Source organism: Bacillus sp. WP8 (assembly GCF_000800825.1).
Classification (GTDB): Bacteria; Bacillota; Bacilli; order Bacillales; family Bacillaceae; genus Bacillus; species Bacillus safensis.
The window spans coordinates 3,076,961-3,093,891 of sequence record NZ_CP010075.1 but is presented as its reverse complement, the minus strand read 5'-3'; the positions used below and the strand labels follow the sequence as shown (position 1 = coordinate 3,093,891).

Below are 16,931 nucleotides of genomic sequence, written 5' to 3'. Positions count from 1 at the left end.
GTATCGGTGAGTAAATACACTTCTCAAAATAATCACACACAAGTCGTCCAGCTATTTCAAGATGGGCATTACTTTTTTCATAAAGGTCTTAAAGCATATAGAGAAAGAAATCTGTCTAGGGCAAGTAAGCTGATCCAGCGGGCCATCGTACTTGAGCCGGAAAATGTAGAAATGCTGTCACAGCTTGCCATTATTTATACTGAAATGGGTCATTACCAGCAATCAAACGAACTGCTTGATTTCATCCTTGAACACATCGATGAAAACATGTCTGAGTGCCACTATTTTAAAGCCAATAATTATGCCAATCTCGGACTGTTTCAAGAGGCATATAAATCAGCTACTGCTTATGCCGCGCTGGAAGAGAACGGGGAATTTGCGGATGAAAATGACGAACTCCTGGACCTGCTCGATATGAGCGACGAAGAGGACGAAGATTTTCCTTATGATCAGGATGACCTGATTGTGAAGCAGGATCAAGCAAACCATTTGCTTGAAAGCGGCAGACTCGATGAAGCCATTGAGATGCTGGAACAGATGATTGTTGAGTATCCAGAATTTTGGTCAGCGTATAACAATCTCGCTTTGGCCTATTTTTATTCTGGCCGAATCCATCAGGCGAAAGAAATGTTGAACCGGGTCCTTCATGAAAATCCCGGTAATCTGCATGCCCTTTGCAATCAGCTTGTCTTCTACCATTATGAAAAAGAAGAAGAGAAGGTCAACATGTTAGCGAAGCAATTAACGCACGTGTATCCAATACTAAGTGAACAGCGTTATAAGCTTGGCGCAACATTTGCCCTTGTGGGAGAATTTGAATGGGCCTTTAAATGGCTTTATTCTTTGTACAAAACAGGTTTTCAGGGAGATAGTACATTTTTATACTGGCTTGCAAGCGCAGCCTATCATACAGGCCACAAAACGCTCGCCCAAACGGTTTGGGATAAGATGGTCGAAGAAGATATCGACGCAGATGAGATCAAGCCGTGGCAGGATAAACCTGAGGAGACTGAGCCAATGGTCTCGATTGAGGAACGGCTGACTGCGTACTATGTCAGCAAACAAAAAGGGGAACGTGACGTTCTGCAGTCTGTCCTTGATGCACGCGCAGCGAAAACGGCCTTTGAACAGCAATTTATAGAACTGCTTTTGTATGAAGATGAAATGAAAGAAAAGTCTTTTTCAGAAGATGCAGTTTTTGCAAAACAGGCGGCATCCAGTTTGGAGGAAGCGGTTCAGCCTGACAGCCATATGCCTTATTTTTGGTTATTCCATATTATTCAGCAGGCACGTGCTTCTGGTATGGATAAGAAAAATGCGCCTGCCTGGGCAGCAGCATCTTATTATCTATGGATGAATGAACAAGAAGAATCAGCTGTCAGCAAAAAAGACGTTGCGTCCGCTTTTCAGATCAGTGTTCAAACACTATCAAAATACGAACGAGAGATCTGTACGTTAATCGATTAAATAGGTAAATAGATTCAGAAGATCCGAGCATGGCCGAAAAGGTCATGCTTTTTTCTTGGATAAAAAGGTGGGATTTGCAAGGAATTGGCGAAGTATGACAATCACGACATGTTTTTGAAACATAAATGTAATAAAAATATTAGCTCATTTTGTCGATGTCTCATGTATAATGAAAATCGTGGATTAAAACAAAGATAGATATTTAAATATTTTACTATACATAATGAAACACCTAGTGATAGAAACAATCTGGTCAACATCTGACTGAACAATCAGGAAGAAAGACATAGAGAGCACAGATTGGTCGCAGAGAATTTGCTGCTTTCTAATGTCGCTTGGGAAATTGTCAAAGGAGGAACTATTCGTGAAAAAGTTTATTACTTTTGGTTTAGCTTCGGTGATCGGAGCGAGCGGTTTATTTATTCCATTTACGCATGAAGCAAACGCACAGAACTTTGAACAAAAGAAACAAGAACTAGACAGCAAGCAATCTGAGGTAAACAAGAACCTTCAAAAGAAAAAAGAAGAGCTTTCAAAGCTTGAAGCAAAACAAGAGGCACTTGCACAAAAGCTTAAAGATATTGACGAGAAAGCTTTAAAAACAAGTGATCAAATCGAAGAAAAACAAAAAGAAAATGAAAAAACAAAAAAAGAAATCAAAGCACTGAAAAAAGAAATTGCTGATACAGAAAAACGTATTGAAGAAAGAAACGAGTTCTTGAAAAAGCGCGTACGTGCCATTCAAGAGAGCGGCGGTTCTACGAAATACATAGATGTATTACTAGGAGCAAAAAGCTTTAGCGATTTCATCAGCCGTGCAGGTGCAGTATCTACACTGATCAATGCAGACAGTGAAATCATTAAAGAGCAGGAAAAAGACAAAGCTGAGCTTCAAAAGTCTGAAAACGAATTAAACACAAAGCTTGAAAATGTGCAAAACACACTTGCAAAGCTTGAAACACTTCAATCAGACTTGAATAAACAGCTTGATGAAAAAGACAAGCTATTCAAGCAAGTGAAAAAGCAAAAAGGAAGTGCTTTTTCTGAAATCAGCGAGTTAAACAGTGAGGCTAACAGCATTGCATCTGAAAAAGACGCAACAGTAGCTGCACAAAAACAAGCTGAAAAAGAAGCAAGAGAAGCAGCTCAAAAAGCAAAAGAAGAAAAAGCGCAAAGACAACAGCAGCAGCGTCAAGCTAGTGTCCAAGCGGAAGACAACAGCTCAAATAACGATAGCAGCCCGTCTTCAAGTAACAGTGGATCATCTAATGACAACAACAATAACAACAACAGCAGTTCACCAAGCAAGAAGCCATCTTCTGGCGGCGGATCACCTGTCAGCAGTAACGTAGGCGGAATCGAAGGTGCGATCAGCACAGGTTCTACTATTGTTGGACAATCTCCATATAAATGGGGCGGCGGCAGATCACAAGCCGATATTGACGCTCGTCGTTTTGACTGTTCTTCATTCGTTCGCTGGGCATTTGCATCAGCAGGCATCAACCTTGGACCAGTTGGCGGTACAACAACAGATACGCTTGTAGGTAAAGGAAGAGCTGTAAGTGCATCTGACATGAAACGCGGAGACCTTGTGTTCTTTGATACGTATAAAGTAAATGGACACGTTGGTATTTACTTAGGAAACGGTACATTCTTGAACGATAACAGCTCTCGCGGTGTTTCAGTTGACTCAATGAGCAACGTATACTGGAAAAAAGCATTCAAAGGCGTTGTAAGAAGAGTCGTTGAATAAATCATTACTTTTTATATAACCGTAAACAGGCTTCCTTAAACAGCAGTTTAAGGAAGCTTTTTCTTTTTTTGAAGATATGAGCAAATGATTCGCTTATTCCCCGCAGATTTAATAGGATATGGATAAGGAATAAAAGCTAAGAGTGGAAATGATGCTCTCTGTCATGAATGGAAGCATCACCCAAGGGCATTCTAATAAGAAATGCGAGCAGCAATTGAAGAGGGAGTGACAGTTGTGTCAGAAGAAAAAATCTACGATACGATCATCATTGGAGCGGGTCCTGCCGGAATGACAGCCGCTGTTTATACATCACGGGGAAATCTTTCAACATTAATGATTGAAAGAGGAATTCCAGGCGGACAAATGGCGAATACGGAAGATGTCGAGAACTATCCTGGCTTTGAAAGCATTTTGGGGCCGGAACTTTCAAATAAAATGTTTGAGCATGCGAAGAAATTCGGTGCAGAATATGCATATGGTGATATCAAAGAAATCGTGAACGGTGAAGAGTACAAAATCGTCAAAGCCGGCTCAAAAGAATACAAAGGACGCTCTGTCATTATCGCGGCAGGCGCTGAATACAAAAAAATCGGTGCACCAGGTGAAAAAGAACTTGGCGGCCGCGGCGTATCATATTGTGCAGTATGTGACGGGGCATTCTTTAAAAACAAAGAGCTTGTCGTCATTGGCGGCGGAGATTCTGCGGTAGAAGAGGGTGTGTATCTCACACGCTTCGCTTCTAAAGTAACGATTATCCATAGACGCGATAAGCTTCGTGCACAAAGCATTTTACAAGCGCGTGCCTTTGATAATGAAAAAATTGACTTCATGTGGAACAAAACCGTCAAACAGATCAATGAAGAAAACGGGAAAGTCGGCAGTGTGACATTGGTTGATACGGTGACTGGTGAAGAAGAAGAGTTTAAAACAGACGGCGCCTTTATCTATATCGGAATGCTGCCACTGTCTAAACCATTTGAAAATCTCGGCATTACAAATAAAGAAGGCTACATCGAGACAAACGAAAGAATGGAAACGAGAGTGGAAGGTATTTTCGCAGCGGGTGACATTCGTGAAAAAACACTTCGTCAAATTGTCACAGCAACAGGAGACGGAAGTATTGCAGCACAAAGCGCACAGCATTATGTAGAAGAGCTTGCTGAAAAACTCAAAGCAACGAAATAATTGGCTGTCGTAAATCCTTAATATAGCGTCATGGGCTTTTAACTGGAATGTAACACGGGTGAAATAATTTTCCGTTATGATAAAACTAGTAATTGACCCCCTTTTATAAGGAATACATGTTTGGCACGGATGTGAATCCGTGTCCTTTTTTTTTGCCTAAAATTAGAAATTCACGAGATGTTCACAAATGACGCATGGAGAACCGTTAGATGCTGTAAAATAAAGAGTAGAGAAATGGCTCGTTACATCATTCAAACGGAAACCGGTCTGTTTTCAGGGAAGAACGGGCATGTTCATTGTGGGAGTCAGGTTGAACCTGTATAATAAGTTAAAGACATAAAAGAGTAGGTGACAGCTGATGCAACGAGTAACCAATTGTGTGCTGCATCACGAAGATCAAGTTCTCTTGCTGCAAAAGCCAAGACGCGGCTGGTGGGTAGCGCCGGGCGGCAAAATGGAAAGCGGAGAATCGGTCAAGGATTCAGTCGTTCGAGAATATAGAGAAGAAACAGGTATTTATATTTTAAATCCGCAGCTAAAAGGTGTTTTTACCTTTATCATAAAAGAAGGCGATCAAATCGTTCAAGAGTGGATGATGTTCACCTTTATGGCAGATTCATTTACTGGAAAAAACGTAACAGAGTCAGAGGAAGGCATTTTAAAATGGCATGACGCAAAGGATGTGCCTCATTTGCCGATGGCTCCAGGAGATTCCCATATTCTTGATTTTATGCTCAAAGGAAAAGGGCTTCTGCACGGCACTTTTACGTATACACCCGATTTTGAGCTGATTGCTTATCGGTTAGATCCTCAGGGAGAATAATACATGAACCGTTTTCATAAAGAAGGAGAGGGAGCAGGCATGAATACACACAAACAAGAAGATATTCAGCTTGTGATTATTACTGGAATGTCAGGTGCGGGGAAAACCGTTGCCATTCAAAGCTTTGAAGATTTAGGCTACTTTTGCGTTGATAACCTGCCGCCATCACTTTTACCGAAATTCCTAGAGCTCATGAAGGAATCGAATTCCAAGATGAGCAAGGTCGCTCTTGTGATGGATTTGCGCGGACGCGAATTTTTTGACAGCTTAATTGCGGCATTAGATGAAATGAGTGATCTTGACTGGATCACGCCAAGGATTCTATTTTTAGATGCAAATGATAAGGTGCTTGTCTCAAGATACAAAGAAACGAGACGTTCGCACCCCCTTGCGACAACAGGTTTGCCGCTTGAAGGAATTGCAATGGAGCGCGAGCTGTTAGAGGAGTTAAAAGGCCGGTCTCAAATGATTTTTGATACATCGGATTTAAAACCAAAACAGCTGCGAGAAAAAATCGTCACGCACTTTGCCACAAACCAAGGACAGGTGTTTACAGTAAACGTGATGTCCTTTGGCTTTAAATACGGTCTGCCGATTGATGCTGATCTTGTCTTTGACGTGAGATTCCTGCCGAATCCTTACTATATTGAGAGTATGCGTCCACAGACTGGAAACGATGAAGAAGTGCGCTCCTATGTGATGAAATGGAGTGAAACGCAAAAATTCACAGAGAAATTAATCGATCTTCTCAGCTTTATGCTTCCGTCGTATAAGAGGGAAGGAAAAAGTCAGCTTGTGATCGCCATCGGCTGTACAGGCGGGCAGCATCGATCTGTGACGCTGGCCAACTATTTATCGGAGTATTTTAAAAACGATTACTATACACATGTCACTCACCGGGACATTGAAAAGAGAAGCAGAAAATAGATGACGACACTACCAAAGGTGGTCATTCTTGGCGGTGGCACTGGCTTATCTGTTTTGCTCAGAGGGCTAAAAACGAAGCCAGTGGACATTACCGCTATAGTAACGGTTGCTGACGACGGAGGCAGCTCAGGCAGACTGCGGCATGATTTGAATATTCCCCCTCCAGGTGATATTCGAAATGTCCTTGCAGCTCTCTCTGATGTTGAACCGCTTGTAGAAGATTTATTTCAGCACCGTTTTAACAAAGGGAATGACTTAACAGGCCACTCACTCGGCAACCTCATTCTTGCGGCCATGACAAATATAACCGGTGATTTTTTTCATGCCGTCACTGAAATGAGCAAGGTTTTAAATGTGAGAGGAAAAGTATTGCCAGCAGCAAATTCAAGTGTTGTTCTTCATGCGGAATTAGAAAATGGGCAAATGGTGACAGGAGAATCGAAAATTCCCACCTATGGTGAGCGAATTAAACGAGTGTTCCTCACACCCGATACGATTGAACCGCTGCCAGAATCTATTCAAGTCATTCGTGAGGCGGATTTGATCGTCATTGGGCCTGGCAGTCTGTATACGAGTATTTTGCCAAACTTGCTTGTCCCGCATATTGGAGAAGAAGTGATTCGCTCAAAGGCGAAAAAAGTGTATATTTGCAATGTCATGACGCAGCCGGGGGAAACGCTTTCCTACAGTGCAGCTGATCATGTTCAGGCATTAAATGATCATATGGATCGTCCATTTATCGATACGATTTTTGTGAACAATAAAGAAATTCCAGAAGAAATCAAAGCAAAATATGCAGAAGAACAGGCACAGCCTGTCCAATTCGACACAGATGCACTGAAAGCAATGGGACTAGAAGTGATTCCTGGAGAAATCATTACATACGACCAGCATGTCATTCGTCATGACACGCTAAAAGTAGCCTCGCTGCTTGTCGATCTGCTGCATCAGAAAAAATAGGAATGGGGGTGGCAAGGATGTCATTTGCATCCGAAACAAAAAAAGAGCTGACTAATCTGGACGTGAAGGACTGCTGCACAAAAGCAGAGCTTTCTGCCCTCATCCGTATGAACGGTTCATTATCTTTCTCTAATCGAAAATTGATTTTAGATATACAGACAGAGAACGCAGCCATTGCAAGACGTATTTATACGCTGCTTAAAAAGAAATACGATGTGACAGTCGAGCTGCTCGTCCGTAAAAAAATGAGATTGAAAAAGAATAACGTGTATATTGTCAGACTGGTAGAACGAGCGAAAACCATTTTAGAGGATTTGAAAATATTAGGTGAGCAATTTGTATTTGAGCGCAATATTTCAGAAGAGCTCGTGAAGAAAAGATGCTGCAAGCGCTCCTATATGAGAGGTGCTTTTTTAGCAGGCGGTTCTGTGAATAACCCAGAAACGTCCTCCTATCACCTTGAGATTTTTTCACTATATAAAGAACATAATGATGCCCTTTGTGAGCTGATGAATCAATTTCATCTCAATAGTAAAACACTTGAGCGCAAAAAAGGGTACATTACGTACATGAAGGAAGCAGAAAAAATCACGGAATTTTTAAGTGTTGTGGGCGCTCATAACTCACTGCTTCGCTTTGAAGATGTGCGAATCGTCCGAGACATGAGGAACTCCGTCAACCGGCTCGTCAATTGTGAAACAGCAAACTTGAATAAAACGATTGGTGCATCACTGCGTCAGGTCGAGAACATTCAATTTATTGATGAAAAAATTGGACTTGATGCCCTGCCGGAAAAGCTTCGTGAAATTGCTAAACTGCGAGTCGACTATCAAGAGGTCACGCTGAAGGAACTTGGAGAAATGGTGGAAAGCGGCAAGATCAGCAAGTCAGGGATTAACCACCGTTTAAGAAAGCTAGATCAAATCGCAGAACAATTACGAAACGGACAAGCTGTTACACTCAAATAGGAGAATGAAAAAGGGAGGCAGATCATATGGTGGAAAAAACGGTCACCATCCAGCTGAAAACAGGCTTGCAGGCACGTCCAGCTGCTTTGTTCGTGCAAGAAGCCAATCGCTTTGGAGCTGATATTTTTCTAGAGAAAGATGGGAAAAAAGTCAATGCGAAAAGCATTATGGGTCTCATGAGTCTTGCGATCAGCTCTGGGGTTACTGTCACACTGATTGCAGATGGTGCGGACGAACAAGAAGCCATTGAGGCGTTAACAGATTTTATCAATCAAGAAAACTGAGTCTCTTCAAAGGCTCAGTTTTTTAGGAGGGAATGTCATGATTCAATCAGCTTTTTTACAGAAGATCGGATATGAAGGCCAGTCGATCACCTTTAATGACTTACCTGTATTATTAAAAAAAATGGCCTATACCTTTCCATTTGAAAATAGATCTGTTCTGAACAAACAATCCTACGCTTTGAATCAAGAAGGGTTGAAGCAGCATCTTCTTGAAGAAAATAGAGGAGGCCTTTGTTACGATCTCAATCCTCTCTTATACTATGTGTTAAAAGAGGCTGGGCTTTCTGTACAGCTTCTTCAAGGGACAGTGTATATCAAAGAAGCGGATACGTGGGCCATTGATGGCACGCATGTAGCCATTATGTTGAAGCATCATAACGTACGCTTTCTCATTGATGCGGGATTTGGTGTGAATTTACCTCTTCAGCCTGTGCCTTTTACAGAAGATTGGGTGGAAGGAGCGTCTATTCGGTTTCGCGTCAAAGCAGAGAAAACCGAAAAGGGGACACATCTACTCCAATTAGATAGGGGAGATGGTGCTGAAACAGGCTATGCTTTCACATTGAACGAGGTGGACGAGGCTGCATTGGTCCAATTGAGACACGAGATTTATGAAAATGAATCCTCTACTTTTAACAAAAGACCGCTCGCGTCAAAGCTCACGCCAACAGGACGTGTGGTCGTTACTGAGGATCATGTCACCACACATGAACATGAAGAAGTGTCGAAAAAGCCGCTTTCGGTCCCTTTTGAGGATTACGTGAAAAAGCTTATTCCGTAAACCATACTAAAAGACAGCCCCAGATGAAACAGGGCTGTCTTTTTTATTGATTATCGAATACGTGTGAAAGTCGCATAATGGTCTGTTGTTTTGTAAATGAGCCAGTCGCTTGAATACACAAGACGGTCAGCATTGCGGAAGCCCGAAACGTAGTTGATGTCTGCCTCACGCCATGTGCGGCCGCTTGCTGAAGGAAGACGTCCTTCCCGGTTTGAGAAAATATCTCCACCGATGCTTTTACCTGGCGCCACTTCTGCTAGATTTCCCTTAGATGCCACCCATCCGAGAGCACTTGCTTGTGATTTCGTAATGTAGTTATCAGGCAGTCGTTTGTAGCGAATTAAATAATCTGCTACACCATCAAACGTATTAATGACGGCAAGGGTACGTACATCTGGCGTGAGCTGAATAGAAGCATTTTCAGTTGTGGCTGTTGGTGTAAGAGGTGTTTCTGCATGAACTTGCTGCGGGATAAATCCAGAAAACAGAATAGCAGCGATCAGAGCGAACATAGTCAAAACTGAACTCAATCTTTTCATCTTCATCCTCCTATTAAGGAAATCCGATGCCGTCCTCTTGATGCTTGTCTACCTCATATTATAGCACCCGAACATGAAGGAAATGTAAAGAATCAGGATCTTTGCTAAAATGAGACTTTTCTCCTGAATCCTCTTAAAGAAATAAATAAAAAGACGCAGTTCAGTTCCCTGCGTCTTATTTGATCAAGAGGAAGCAAGCTCCTTCACAACATCAACAGCCGCCTTCCCATCTATTCCATGAATCACATTATGAATGGCTCGTTTCAGCATGAGATCCCTTGTTGTTTCAGTAGCGGAACCGATGTGAGGGGCAAGGGTGACATTGTTCATTTCTTTGAAAGGATGATCCTCTTGGAGCGGTTCCTGCTCATACACATCAAGACCAGCGCCTTTGATCCAACCCTCCTGAAGGGCTTGAATGAGGCTTTTTTCATCCACTGTTTTCCCGCGGGAAATGTTGACAAATAAAGCCGTTTGCTTCATTAACTTCAATTCTCGTTCCCCAATCATATGATACGTTTCCTCGGTCAGCGGTGTAATCAACACGATGATATCAGCTTGTTTTAAAAGGTCATCAAGTGCGCAATATACAGCGCCATACGCCGATTCAGCCTTTTCATTCCGGCTTCGGTTATGATAAAGAACGTTCATATCAAAGCCATGTGCTGCTCGTTTGGCCACTTGTTCTCCGATACGTCCCATACCAATAATACCGAGCGTTTGATGATGAACGTCGATGCCAAAGATATCTTCTTCCTGTACGAATTTCGTCCATTTTCCGTCACGGATAAAACGATCAAGTTCGGCGATTCTTCGCGCAGAGGAGAGAATGAGCGAAAAGGCAAGGTCAGCCACGGTATGATCGAGCGTATAAGGAGTGTGCGTACCAATCACGCCTCTTTGCCTCATCACTTCTATATCAAAATTGTCATAGCCGACAGAGTTATTACTCACTACCTTGAGTTTTGGTGCGTGGTCTAACAGCTCTTGATCGATTTTCGTTCCAGACGTTAAAAGACCATCAGCGTGCTGCAGCTTCTCAAACAACATGTCTCTTGGAATAGGGTCTTTGGATTGCCAAACCTCGTATGTACAATGTTCCTTTAGCATTTCCTCAAAAGAGGCAGGTAAGGGTTTTGCGACAAAAATGTGTGGTGTCACAGTCAATTCGCTCCTTTCACATGGTCATCTTGCTCCTTTTATTATAAAGCAACCATTTCGGTAGAACACGTTTGAATGTTAGCCACTCAATATTTAATATACTGAAATAACGGAAAAGAAAGACATTTTCTTAGTGAAAAAGTAGATTCATATGCCATCTGATGCATTTTTTATCTATATAAAAATAAGCTGATGGTAGATGAGACATGTGAAATTGCAAGATTTTACGAGAGATTATCTGACAAACTGGAAAATAGATCGAGACTTTTTGATAGAAAATTTATTATATTTGAAATGTATTAAACGGGATGGTCTTTTTCTACTAAACCATTTTATTGTCTTTTGGTTTTATGAGAACAATAGTTTGAAAACAAACCCGCGAACCCGTTGGGATGCAGCGTAAAATAGAGAAAATGATGATATTTCTTCTCATCGTTTTCTCATTTTTTTCTTTTTTTTCTATCATTTTTCTTCTCTATGCTTGAGAACACAAGAAAGAAAAGGGGGACAGGCGCGGGCTTACGTTACTTAAAAAAAGATGGGAGATGATTAAAATGGGATCTAAATTAGAACAGATTCTTCAGCACAATTCAGAGTTTGTGAATGAGAGACATTATGAGCCTTACAAAGCGGGGAAATTTCCTGAGAAAAAACTGGTCATTTTAACGTGCATGGATACCCGTCTTTTGGAATTATTGCCGCAATCTATGGGGCTGCGCAACGGGGATGCGAAAATCATTAAGAATGCAGGCGCCATCGTGACACATCCGTTCGGCAGTGTGATGCGGAGTATCCTGCTAGCCATCTATGAGTTAAAGGCAGAGGAAGTATGCATTGTAGGGCATCATGAATGCGGAATGGCAGGTCTTGCGGCGGACCCTTTACTTGAAAAGGCGAAAGCACGCGGAATCGAAGAGAAATGCTTAAGCATTGTGAAAAACTCAGGAGTCGATTTAAAGGGCTGGCTGACAGGCTTTGATTCGGTTGAAGAGAGTGTGGCTCAAAGTGTGAAATTAGTAAAAGAGCATCCACTGATGCCAAGTGATGTGGCTGTTCATGGACTGGTGATTCATCCAGCCACAGGAAAGCTGGATGTCGTTGTGAAAGACAAACAGATTGACGCGCAGTATATCTAAATCATCTACACAATACTTGAAGGAGGCCAACACATACCATGCGTTTTTATGGAAGATTTGAAGGGTACAATTCATCAAAGTTTAGACGCGATTTAATCGCTGGGCTTGTCGTGGGCGTTGTGGCAATTCCTTTAGGCATGGCATTTGCCATTGCATCTGGTGTCGGACCAGAATATGGATTATATACAGTCATCGTTGCCGGCATTTTGATTTCATTGTTTGGTGGTTCAAAGTATCAGATCGGCGGGCCGACCGGGGCGTTTGTTCCAATTTTATTCGGAATTGTCAGCCAGTACGGTATTGAAAACTTGCTCATTGCCGGTTTTATGGCAGGCTGTATGCTTGTATTATTCGGAATATTCAAACTAGGAAAGCTCATGAAATTTATTCCTCGTCCGGTTATCATCGGTTTTACTGCGGGCATTGCTGTCATTATTTTTTCAGGACAGATTGCCAACTTCCTCGGATTAAAGGGTGTTGAAAAACATGAAAGCTTTTTCCTCAATATGAGAGAAATTGTGGTCCATCTTGGGACCGCAAACAGTCTCGCCATCATCACAGCCGTCATCGGGCTCATCGTGATTTTGGCGGCACAAAAATACATTCCCAAAATACCTGGTGCTCTATTAGGTCTATTGGCTTCAACGTTTCTAGCCGTTCTCTTTTTTCAAGGACAAGTTGAAACGATTGGCTCTGCATATGGTGAAATCCCTCGTCAGCTGCCAACCTTCGCTTTTCCTGAATTGACAATTGAAAAAATGATATACCTGCTGCCTCCAGCAATTGTCATTGCGCTTTTAGGCGGCGTGGAATCGATTTTGTCCGCAATGGTCGCTGATAATATGAAAGGCTCTAAGCATGACAGCAATAAAGAGCTTGTGGGGCAAGGAATTGCCAATATGGCGGCACCGCTTTTCGGAGGAATTCCAGCGACGGGAGCTATTGCCCGAACGGCCACGAACATAAAAAATGGCGGGGCAAGTCCGATTTCTGGTGTCGTGCATGGCGTTGTCGTCTTACTGATCTTAATGCTATTTGCGCCGTATGCGTCGATGATTCCACTTGCTGCAATGGCACCGATTTTAATGTTTGTTGCTTGGAATATGAGTGAGAGAAAAGAGTTTATCAATATTGTGAAAGTGAAAAATGCCGATTCACTTGTACTTGTCGTGACCTTTCTGCTCACAGTCATCGGTGATTTGATTATTGGCGTCACTGCTGGTCTCATTTTAGCGTTTATCGCTTTTATCAAAAAAATGAGCCAGACGACCAATATTCATACCAATGTCGCTGTTCCTCAAATGGAAACAGCAGCTGCTTTAGAAAAACAGACAGACGAAAAAGGAATCAGTATGTATTCCATTGAAGGACCGCTCTTTTTCGGAACAACAGATTCATTGGAAAATTCGATTTTGGACCATGTTCAAACAAAGCCAAAAACGCTCATTCTGCTAATGAATAAAGTCAATTATATGGACACATCGGCAGAAGCGGTTCTAATGAATATCTCCAATCGATTAAAGCATCATAATGGAAAGCTGATGATCGTTGGACTTCAATCACAGCCTAAGGAGCTTTTGCATCGAACGGGACTATTCCATCATATCGGAAAACAGCATTTCTTTGAACGAACGGATGACATTTCACCACAGCATCTGTAAGGTGTAAAAAAACACGTGACAGCTTGGTCACGTGTTTTTTACTGGCTCTTTTTCTCCAGAAAAGCGTTTTGTGAGTTTCTGTTGATGAGCGCTGAAGACCTCTTCTACTGTCACATCATATTGATCCGCTAAAATGAGGAGATTTGCTAAGACATCTCCCATTTCTTCAATGAGTTCTTTTTTTAGCTCAGGTGATTCCTGCCTCTGCTCATCAGGCCGGTCTCGTCCGATTTCTATTGCTCTAACAGCACGAGCGAGTTCTCCCGTTTCTTCCATTAAGAAGCCTAACCGGATAAACGGTCCATATTCTGTCCAATTTCTCGTTTGATAAAAATTTTTGATCCACTTCTCCATCTCAGTTGTTTGCATTCTCTATCTACAGCTCCTTATATGGTATTCACTCTTTTGATTTTACACTATATATAGAAGAAACGGCTGTTTCTTTACAAATCATTATAGTAGAATGAGTGGGTGAAGAAATCATAGAGAGAGATGGAGCTGTTTTGATGAAAACGATTTGTGTGTTTGCTGGTTCGAATCCAGGTGTAAGTGATGTCTACAAACAAAAGGCTGTGGAGTTGGGTGCTTATATGGCGGAGCAGGGCATTCGTCTTGTTTACGGAGGATCGCGTATTGGGTTAATGGGCGCGATTGCCGATGAGGTCATGAGACATGGCGGGCAAGTGATCGGTGTCATGCCTAAGGGGCTTTTTAGAGGAGAAGTCGTGCATCAAGAGCTGACAGAGTTAATTGAGGTAACAGGCATGCATGAACGAAAAGCGAAAATGAGCGAGCTGGCTGATGGGTTTATTGCGATGCCAGGTGGCTTTGGTACATATGAAGAATTATTTGAGGTGCTGTGCTGGGCACAAATCGGCATTCATCAAAAGCCAATTGGTTTATATCAAGTGAATGACTATTTCAACCCGCTCATGGACATGGTGAAATTTAGTATACAAGAAGGTTTTTCGAATGAATCACACCTTCAATTGTTACATGCTTCGAGTGAACCGGAGGAATTAATCACGCAGATGGCTTCTTATCAAACACCGTCTCTTCAGCAGAAATGGACGGAGCTGTCTTAAAGTATGATTAAAACAAAAAACCGTCTGTTCAAGGAGCAGACGGTTTGTGTTGTGATCATTATTTTTGGTCTTCTGTATTACGGGTCAAGACTTTGTCAATGAGTCCGTATTGAAGTGCTTCTTCCGCTGTTTTGAAGTTGTCACGATCTGTATCGCGCTCAATGACTTCAATTGGCTGACCAGTACGTTCAGCAAGTACTTGGTTCAGTTTATCGCGTAAAGAAAGGATTCGTTTTGCCGCAATTTCAATTTCTGTTGCTTGACCTTGGGCACCGCCTAGTGGTTGGTGAATCATGACTTCACTGTTTGGAAGAGCATAACGCTTACCTTTTTCACCAGCAGCAAGCAGGAACGCACCCATAGATGCAGCCATACCAATACAAATAGTTGATACCTTTGGTTTAATAAATTGCATCGTATCGTAAATGGCCATACCAGCTGTGATTGAACCGCCAGGGCTGTTAATGTAGATAGAAATATCTTTTTCTGGATCTTCAGCTTCTAAGAAAAGCAGCTGTGACACGATGGAGTTGGCAACATTGTCATCGATCGCAGAACCAAGCATGATAATACGGTCTTTTAAAAGACGAGAATAAATGTCGTAAGCTCTTTCCCCACGATTTGTTTGCTCAATGACTGTAGGTATTAAATTCATAATGTTCCTCCTTCACCTTTTAGGTAAGTATGTAATTCAATGATACATTTTTGGTCAATAAAGGTCAAACAAAACGCAATCAAAAAATTCGACAGCCACATGTTATTTTCCCCAAAATTCAATTTTTTTAAACCATGGAAAAGTTTTAAAAAAATATGGTAAAACTTCCTGTTATGAGTTAATATTACTAAGGTTATTATTATTTATAGTCAGAAAGAAGGAAAAATAGTGGATAATCTACTTCTAGAAAAAAGTGGTTTAACTGATCAGCAGCGTATTGTTGTCTCTACTGAACTTCAAGCCAAAAAAAAGTCAAAACTAGTTGTTTTTCTTTTGTGGTGGTTCCTTGGAGCTTTTGCAATTCATCGTTTTTATTTAGATGAAAAGAAAGGCTATGCAGTTGTCATGCTTCTTTTAGGATGGTTGACCTTGTTCATTTGGCCGTTTATTGATGGCATCATCTGTCTTGTGAAAACAGTGGATGAAGTAAATGAAAACATGGAACGGAAAATTATTGCATCTGTTAAAATGGCGTAAGTAGAATGGTCTGCATCTTTTCGGTGCAGGCTTCTTTTTTGAAGTCATCAGAATATCATTGCTTTCTCGCAGCATTTCCCTTATAATTTGATATGCTGACGTTCAAAAAACATATCGTGCGCTCGTAGCTCAGTTGGATAGAGCGGTGGTTTCCGGTACCACGTCTGCCGGGGGTTCGAATCCCTCCGAGCGCGTCTATCGTATCCCATAGAATTCGATTTATCATTTGTGAAAGAGCCTGAAAACCCTTTGAAATAAAGGGTTTTTTTGTTTTTTTATGAGTGGTATTGTGTGAGTAAATTGAGAGGAACTTCACTATTTATCAGCGTTTAAGTGAAGTAGTTCATTTTGTATCAAAAAGCACAGAATAAAATTGTTAAAAAAACAAATTTTCTTTATGATAGTGATTAAGTAAAGTTAATCTATAGTTGGGGTATAAAATCATTGTATCAACAATATTCTCAAAGCTTGTTCAACTAAAAGGGCAGAATTCTTTAATAAGGAGGTACTAATGAATTGTGAAAGTGTTTTACATCAAATTGAAGTAGCTGTTAAAACATTAATAAAAATAGTACGTCAATTAGAAGAAGGTGATTTACAAAAAAAACCAACACCTCATAAGCAGTCTATCGGGGAGTTGCTGGAACACATTGCGATCATTTGTGAAGCTGACTGGCGTATTGCTAATGAGGCTGCCCAAGAAGAGATGGAAAAATTTTATGCTAATGTATCATATAAAACTTTAGAGTCGATAGAAAATGGCTTAATGACTAATTTTCATTCATTAAAAAATAATTATATGAAATTATCGGACGCAGAACTACTGTCTCGTACCACTTCATATTGGGGTGTGACATATACAAGGTATGAATGGTTGTTAGAGATATTAGCACATGTTTATCATCATAGGGGACAATTACATGCTATGCTTGTTCACTGTTACAATAAAGACCCCAAAATTTTAATGTTTGAATAATGTTCTTTAACCAAAGGGTGTTTTACTTTAATA

General features: G+C 41.3%; 17 protein-coding genes, 1 tRNA gene and 1 pseudogene. 15 read left to right on the top strand and 4 right to left on the bottom strand.

Annotated features, from left to right (window positions below):
• The first annotated feature begins 6 nt into the window (after positions 1–6).
• The 9 genes from QR42_RS15705 to QR42_RS15665 all read left to right on the top strand — a co-directional run bounded on the left by QR42_RS15705 (position 7) and on the right by QR42_RS15665 (position 9,148).
• On the top strand, positions 7–1,467 hold the full coding sequence (locus QR42_RS15705) for a tetratricopeptide repeat protein (protein WP_039181650.1): 1,461 nt from the start codon (positions 7–9) through the stop codon (positions 1,465–1,467).
• 364 nt (positions 1,468–1,831) lie between these two features.
• Positions 1,832–3,220 (top strand): C40 family peptidase, encoded by a 1,389-nt coding sequence (locus QR42_RS15700; protein ID WP_039181648.1) that lies wholly within the window; start codon positions 1,832–1,834, stop codon positions 3,218–3,220.
• Positions 3,221–3,454: 234 nt separating this feature from the next.
• Positions 3,455–4,405, top strand: a complete 951-nt coding sequence (gene trxB, locus QR42_RS15695; RefSeq protein WP_039183330.1) for a thioredoxin-disulfide reductase — start codon at positions 3,455–3,457, stop codon at positions 4,403–4,405.
• 358 nt (positions 4,406–4,763) lie between these two features.
• Positions 4,764–5,228, top strand: coding sequence for an 8-oxo-dGTP diphosphatase (locus QR42_RS15690; RefSeq protein WP_039181644.1), 465 nt, complete (start codon positions 4,764–4,766; stop codon positions 5,226–5,228).
• 39 nt (positions 5,229–5,267) lie between these two features.
• Positions 5,268–6,155, top strand: a complete 888-nt coding sequence (rapZ, locus tag QR42_RS15685) for an RNase adapter RapZ (protein WP_039183329.1) — start codon at positions 5,268–5,270, stop codon at positions 6,153–6,155.
• Positions 6,156–7,115: a gluconeogenesis factor YvcK family protein gene (locus QR42_RS15680; RefSeq protein WP_034281026.1), complete on the top strand. Its 960-nt coding sequence runs from the start codon at positions 6,156–6,158 to the stop codon at positions 7,113–7,115. It abuts the gene before it with no gap.
• Between the two features lie 17 nt (positions 7,116–7,132).
• Positions 7,133–8,083, top strand: a complete 951-nt coding sequence (gene whiA, locus QR42_RS15675) for a DNA-binding protein WhiA (protein WP_024423550.1) — start codon at positions 7,133–7,135, stop codon at positions 8,081–8,083.
• Positions 8,084–8,109: 26 nt separating this feature from the next.
• Positions 8,110–8,367, top strand: coding sequence for an HPr family phosphocarrier protein (locus QR42_RS15670; protein ID WP_024423549.1), 258 nt, complete (start codon positions 8,110–8,112; stop codon positions 8,365–8,367).
• A gap of 37 nt (positions 8,368–8,404) precedes the next feature.
• The gene (locus tag QR42_RS15665) at positions 8,405–9,148 is read left to right on the top strand and encodes an arylamine N-acetyltransferase family protein (protein WP_039181641.1); all 744 of its coding nucleotides are present in this window, start codon (positions 8,405–8,407) and stop codon (positions 9,146–9,148) included.
• Positions 9,149–9,198: 50 nt separating this feature from the next.
• Here QR42_RS15665 and QR42_RS15660 read toward each other — a convergent pair.
• A pseudogene (locus QR42_RS15660) lies at positions 9,199–9,525 on the bottom strand (ribonuclease); the annotation flags it as partial.
• 345 nt (positions 9,526–9,870) lie between these two features.
• Complete coding sequence (locus QR42_RS15655; RefSeq protein WP_039181635.1) at positions 9,871–10,848, bottom strand: 2-hydroxyacid dehydrogenase; 978 nt, start codon at positions 10,846–10,848, stop codon at positions 9,871–9,873.
• A 554-nt stretch (positions 10,849–11,402) separates the two neighbouring features.
• Here QR42_RS15655 and QR42_RS15650 point away from each other — a divergent pair.
• On the top strand, positions 11,403–11,984 hold the full coding sequence (locus QR42_RS15650; protein WP_039181632.1) for a beta-class carbonic anhydrase: 582 nt from the start codon (positions 11,403–11,405) through the stop codon (positions 11,982–11,984).
• Positions 11,985–12,022: 38 nt separating this feature from the next.
• A complete protein-coding gene (locus QR42_RS15645; RefSeq protein WP_039181629.1) occupies positions 12,023–13,645 on the top strand; it encodes a SulP family inorganic anion transporter in 1,623 nt (540 codons plus the stop codon).
• A gap of 27 nt (positions 13,646–13,672) precedes the next feature.
• Here QR42_RS15645 and QR42_RS15640 read toward each other — a convergent pair whose 3' ends face one another.
• Positions 13,673–14,014, bottom strand: a complete 342-nt coding sequence (locus tag QR42_RS15640) for a MazG nucleotide pyrophosphohydrolase domain-containing protein (RefSeq protein WP_039181626.1) — start codon at positions 14,012–14,014, stop codon at positions 13,673–13,675.
• Positions 14,015–14,151: 137 nt separating this feature from the next.
• On the opposite strand from QR42_RS15640, the gene QR42_RS15635 reads away from it, so the two are divergent.
• On the top strand, positions 14,152–14,730 hold the full coding sequence (locus QR42_RS15635; RefSeq protein WP_039181623.1) for an LOG family protein: 579 nt from the start codon (positions 14,152–14,154) through the stop codon (positions 14,728–14,730).
• Positions 14,731–14,788: 58 nt separating this feature from the next.
• Here QR42_RS15635 and clpP read toward each other — a convergent pair whose 3' ends face one another.
• Positions 14,789–15,385 carry an ATP-dependent Clp endopeptidase proteolytic subunit ClpP gene (clpP, locus tag QR42_RS15630; RefSeq protein WP_024427684.1) on the bottom strand — a complete coding sequence of 199 codons (597 nt, stop codon included), beginning with the start codon at positions 15,383–15,385 and terminating at the stop codon, positions 14,789–14,791.
• A gap of 228 nt (positions 15,386–15,613) precedes the next feature.
• Here clpP and QR42_RS15625 point away from each other — a divergent pair, with 228 nt between their 5' ends.
• From QR42_RS15625 to QR42_RS15615, 3 genes are all read left to right on the top strand, one after another.
• Positions 15,614–15,922: a TM2 domain-containing protein gene (locus QR42_RS15625; RefSeq protein WP_039181618.1), complete on the top strand. Its 309-nt coding sequence runs from the start codon at positions 15,614–15,616 to the stop codon at positions 15,920–15,922.
• Between the two features lie 118 nt (positions 15,923–16,040).
• A tRNA-Arg gene (locus QR42_RS15620) sits at positions 16,041–16,116 on the top strand.
• Positions 16,117–16,433: 317 nt separating this feature from the next.
• The gene (locus tag QR42_RS15615; RefSeq protein WP_039181615.1) at positions 16,434–16,898 is read left to right on the top strand and encodes a DinB family protein; all 465 of its coding nucleotides are present in this window, start codon (positions 16,434–16,436) and stop codon (positions 16,896–16,898) included.
• Positions 16,899–16,931: the final 33 nt, after the last annotated feature.

Excerpts from the sequence above, each read along its gene's own strand:
- QR42_RS15690 (WP_039181644.1), top strand. The coding sequence starts at position 4,764 with ATGCAACGAGTAACCAATTGTGTGCTGCATCACGAAGATCAAGTTCTC.
- rapZ (WP_039183329.1), top strand. The coding sequence starts at position 5,268 with ATGAATACACACAAACAAGAAGATATTCAGCTTGTGATTATTACTGGA.
- QR42_RS15680 (WP_034281026.1), top strand. The coding sequence starts at position 6,156 with ATGACGACACTACCAAAGGTGGTCATTCTTGGCGGTGGCACTGGCTTA.
- whiA (WP_024423550.1), top strand. The coding sequence starts at position 7,133 with ATGTCATTTGCATCCGAAACAAAAAAAGAGCTGACTAATCTGGACGTG.
- QR42_RS15670 (WP_024423549.1), top strand. The coding sequence starts at position 8,110 with ATGGTGGAAAAAACGGTCACCATCCAGCTGAAAACAGGCTTGCAGGCA.
- QR42_RS15665 (WP_039181641.1), top strand. The coding sequence starts at position 8,405 with ATGATTCAATCAGCTTTTTTACAGAAGATCGGATATGAAGGCCAGTCG.
- QR42_RS15650 (WP_039181632.1), top strand. The coding sequence starts at position 11,403 with ATGGGATCTAAATTAGAACAGATTCTTCAGCACAATTCAGAGTTTGTG.
- QR42_RS15645 (WP_039181629.1), top strand. The coding sequence starts at position 12,023 with ATGCGTTTTTATGGAAGATTTGAAGGGTACAATTCATCAAAGTTTAGA.
- QR42_RS15640 (WP_039181626.1), bottom strand. The coding sequence starts at position 14,014 with ATGCAAACAACTGAGATGGAGAAGTGGATCAAAAATTTTTATCAAACG.
- QR42_RS15635 (WP_039181623.1), top strand. The coding sequence starts at position 14,152 with ATGAAAACGATTTGTGTGTTTGCTGGTTCGAATCCAGGTGTAAGTGAT.
- clpP (WP_024427684.1), bottom strand. The coding sequence starts at position 15,385 with ATGAATTTAATACCTACAGTCATTGAGCAAACAAATCGTGGGGAAAGA.
- QR42_RS15615 (WP_039181615.1), top strand. The coding sequence starts at position 16,434 with ATGAATTGTGAAAGTGTTTTACATCAAATTGAAGTAGCTGTTAAAACA.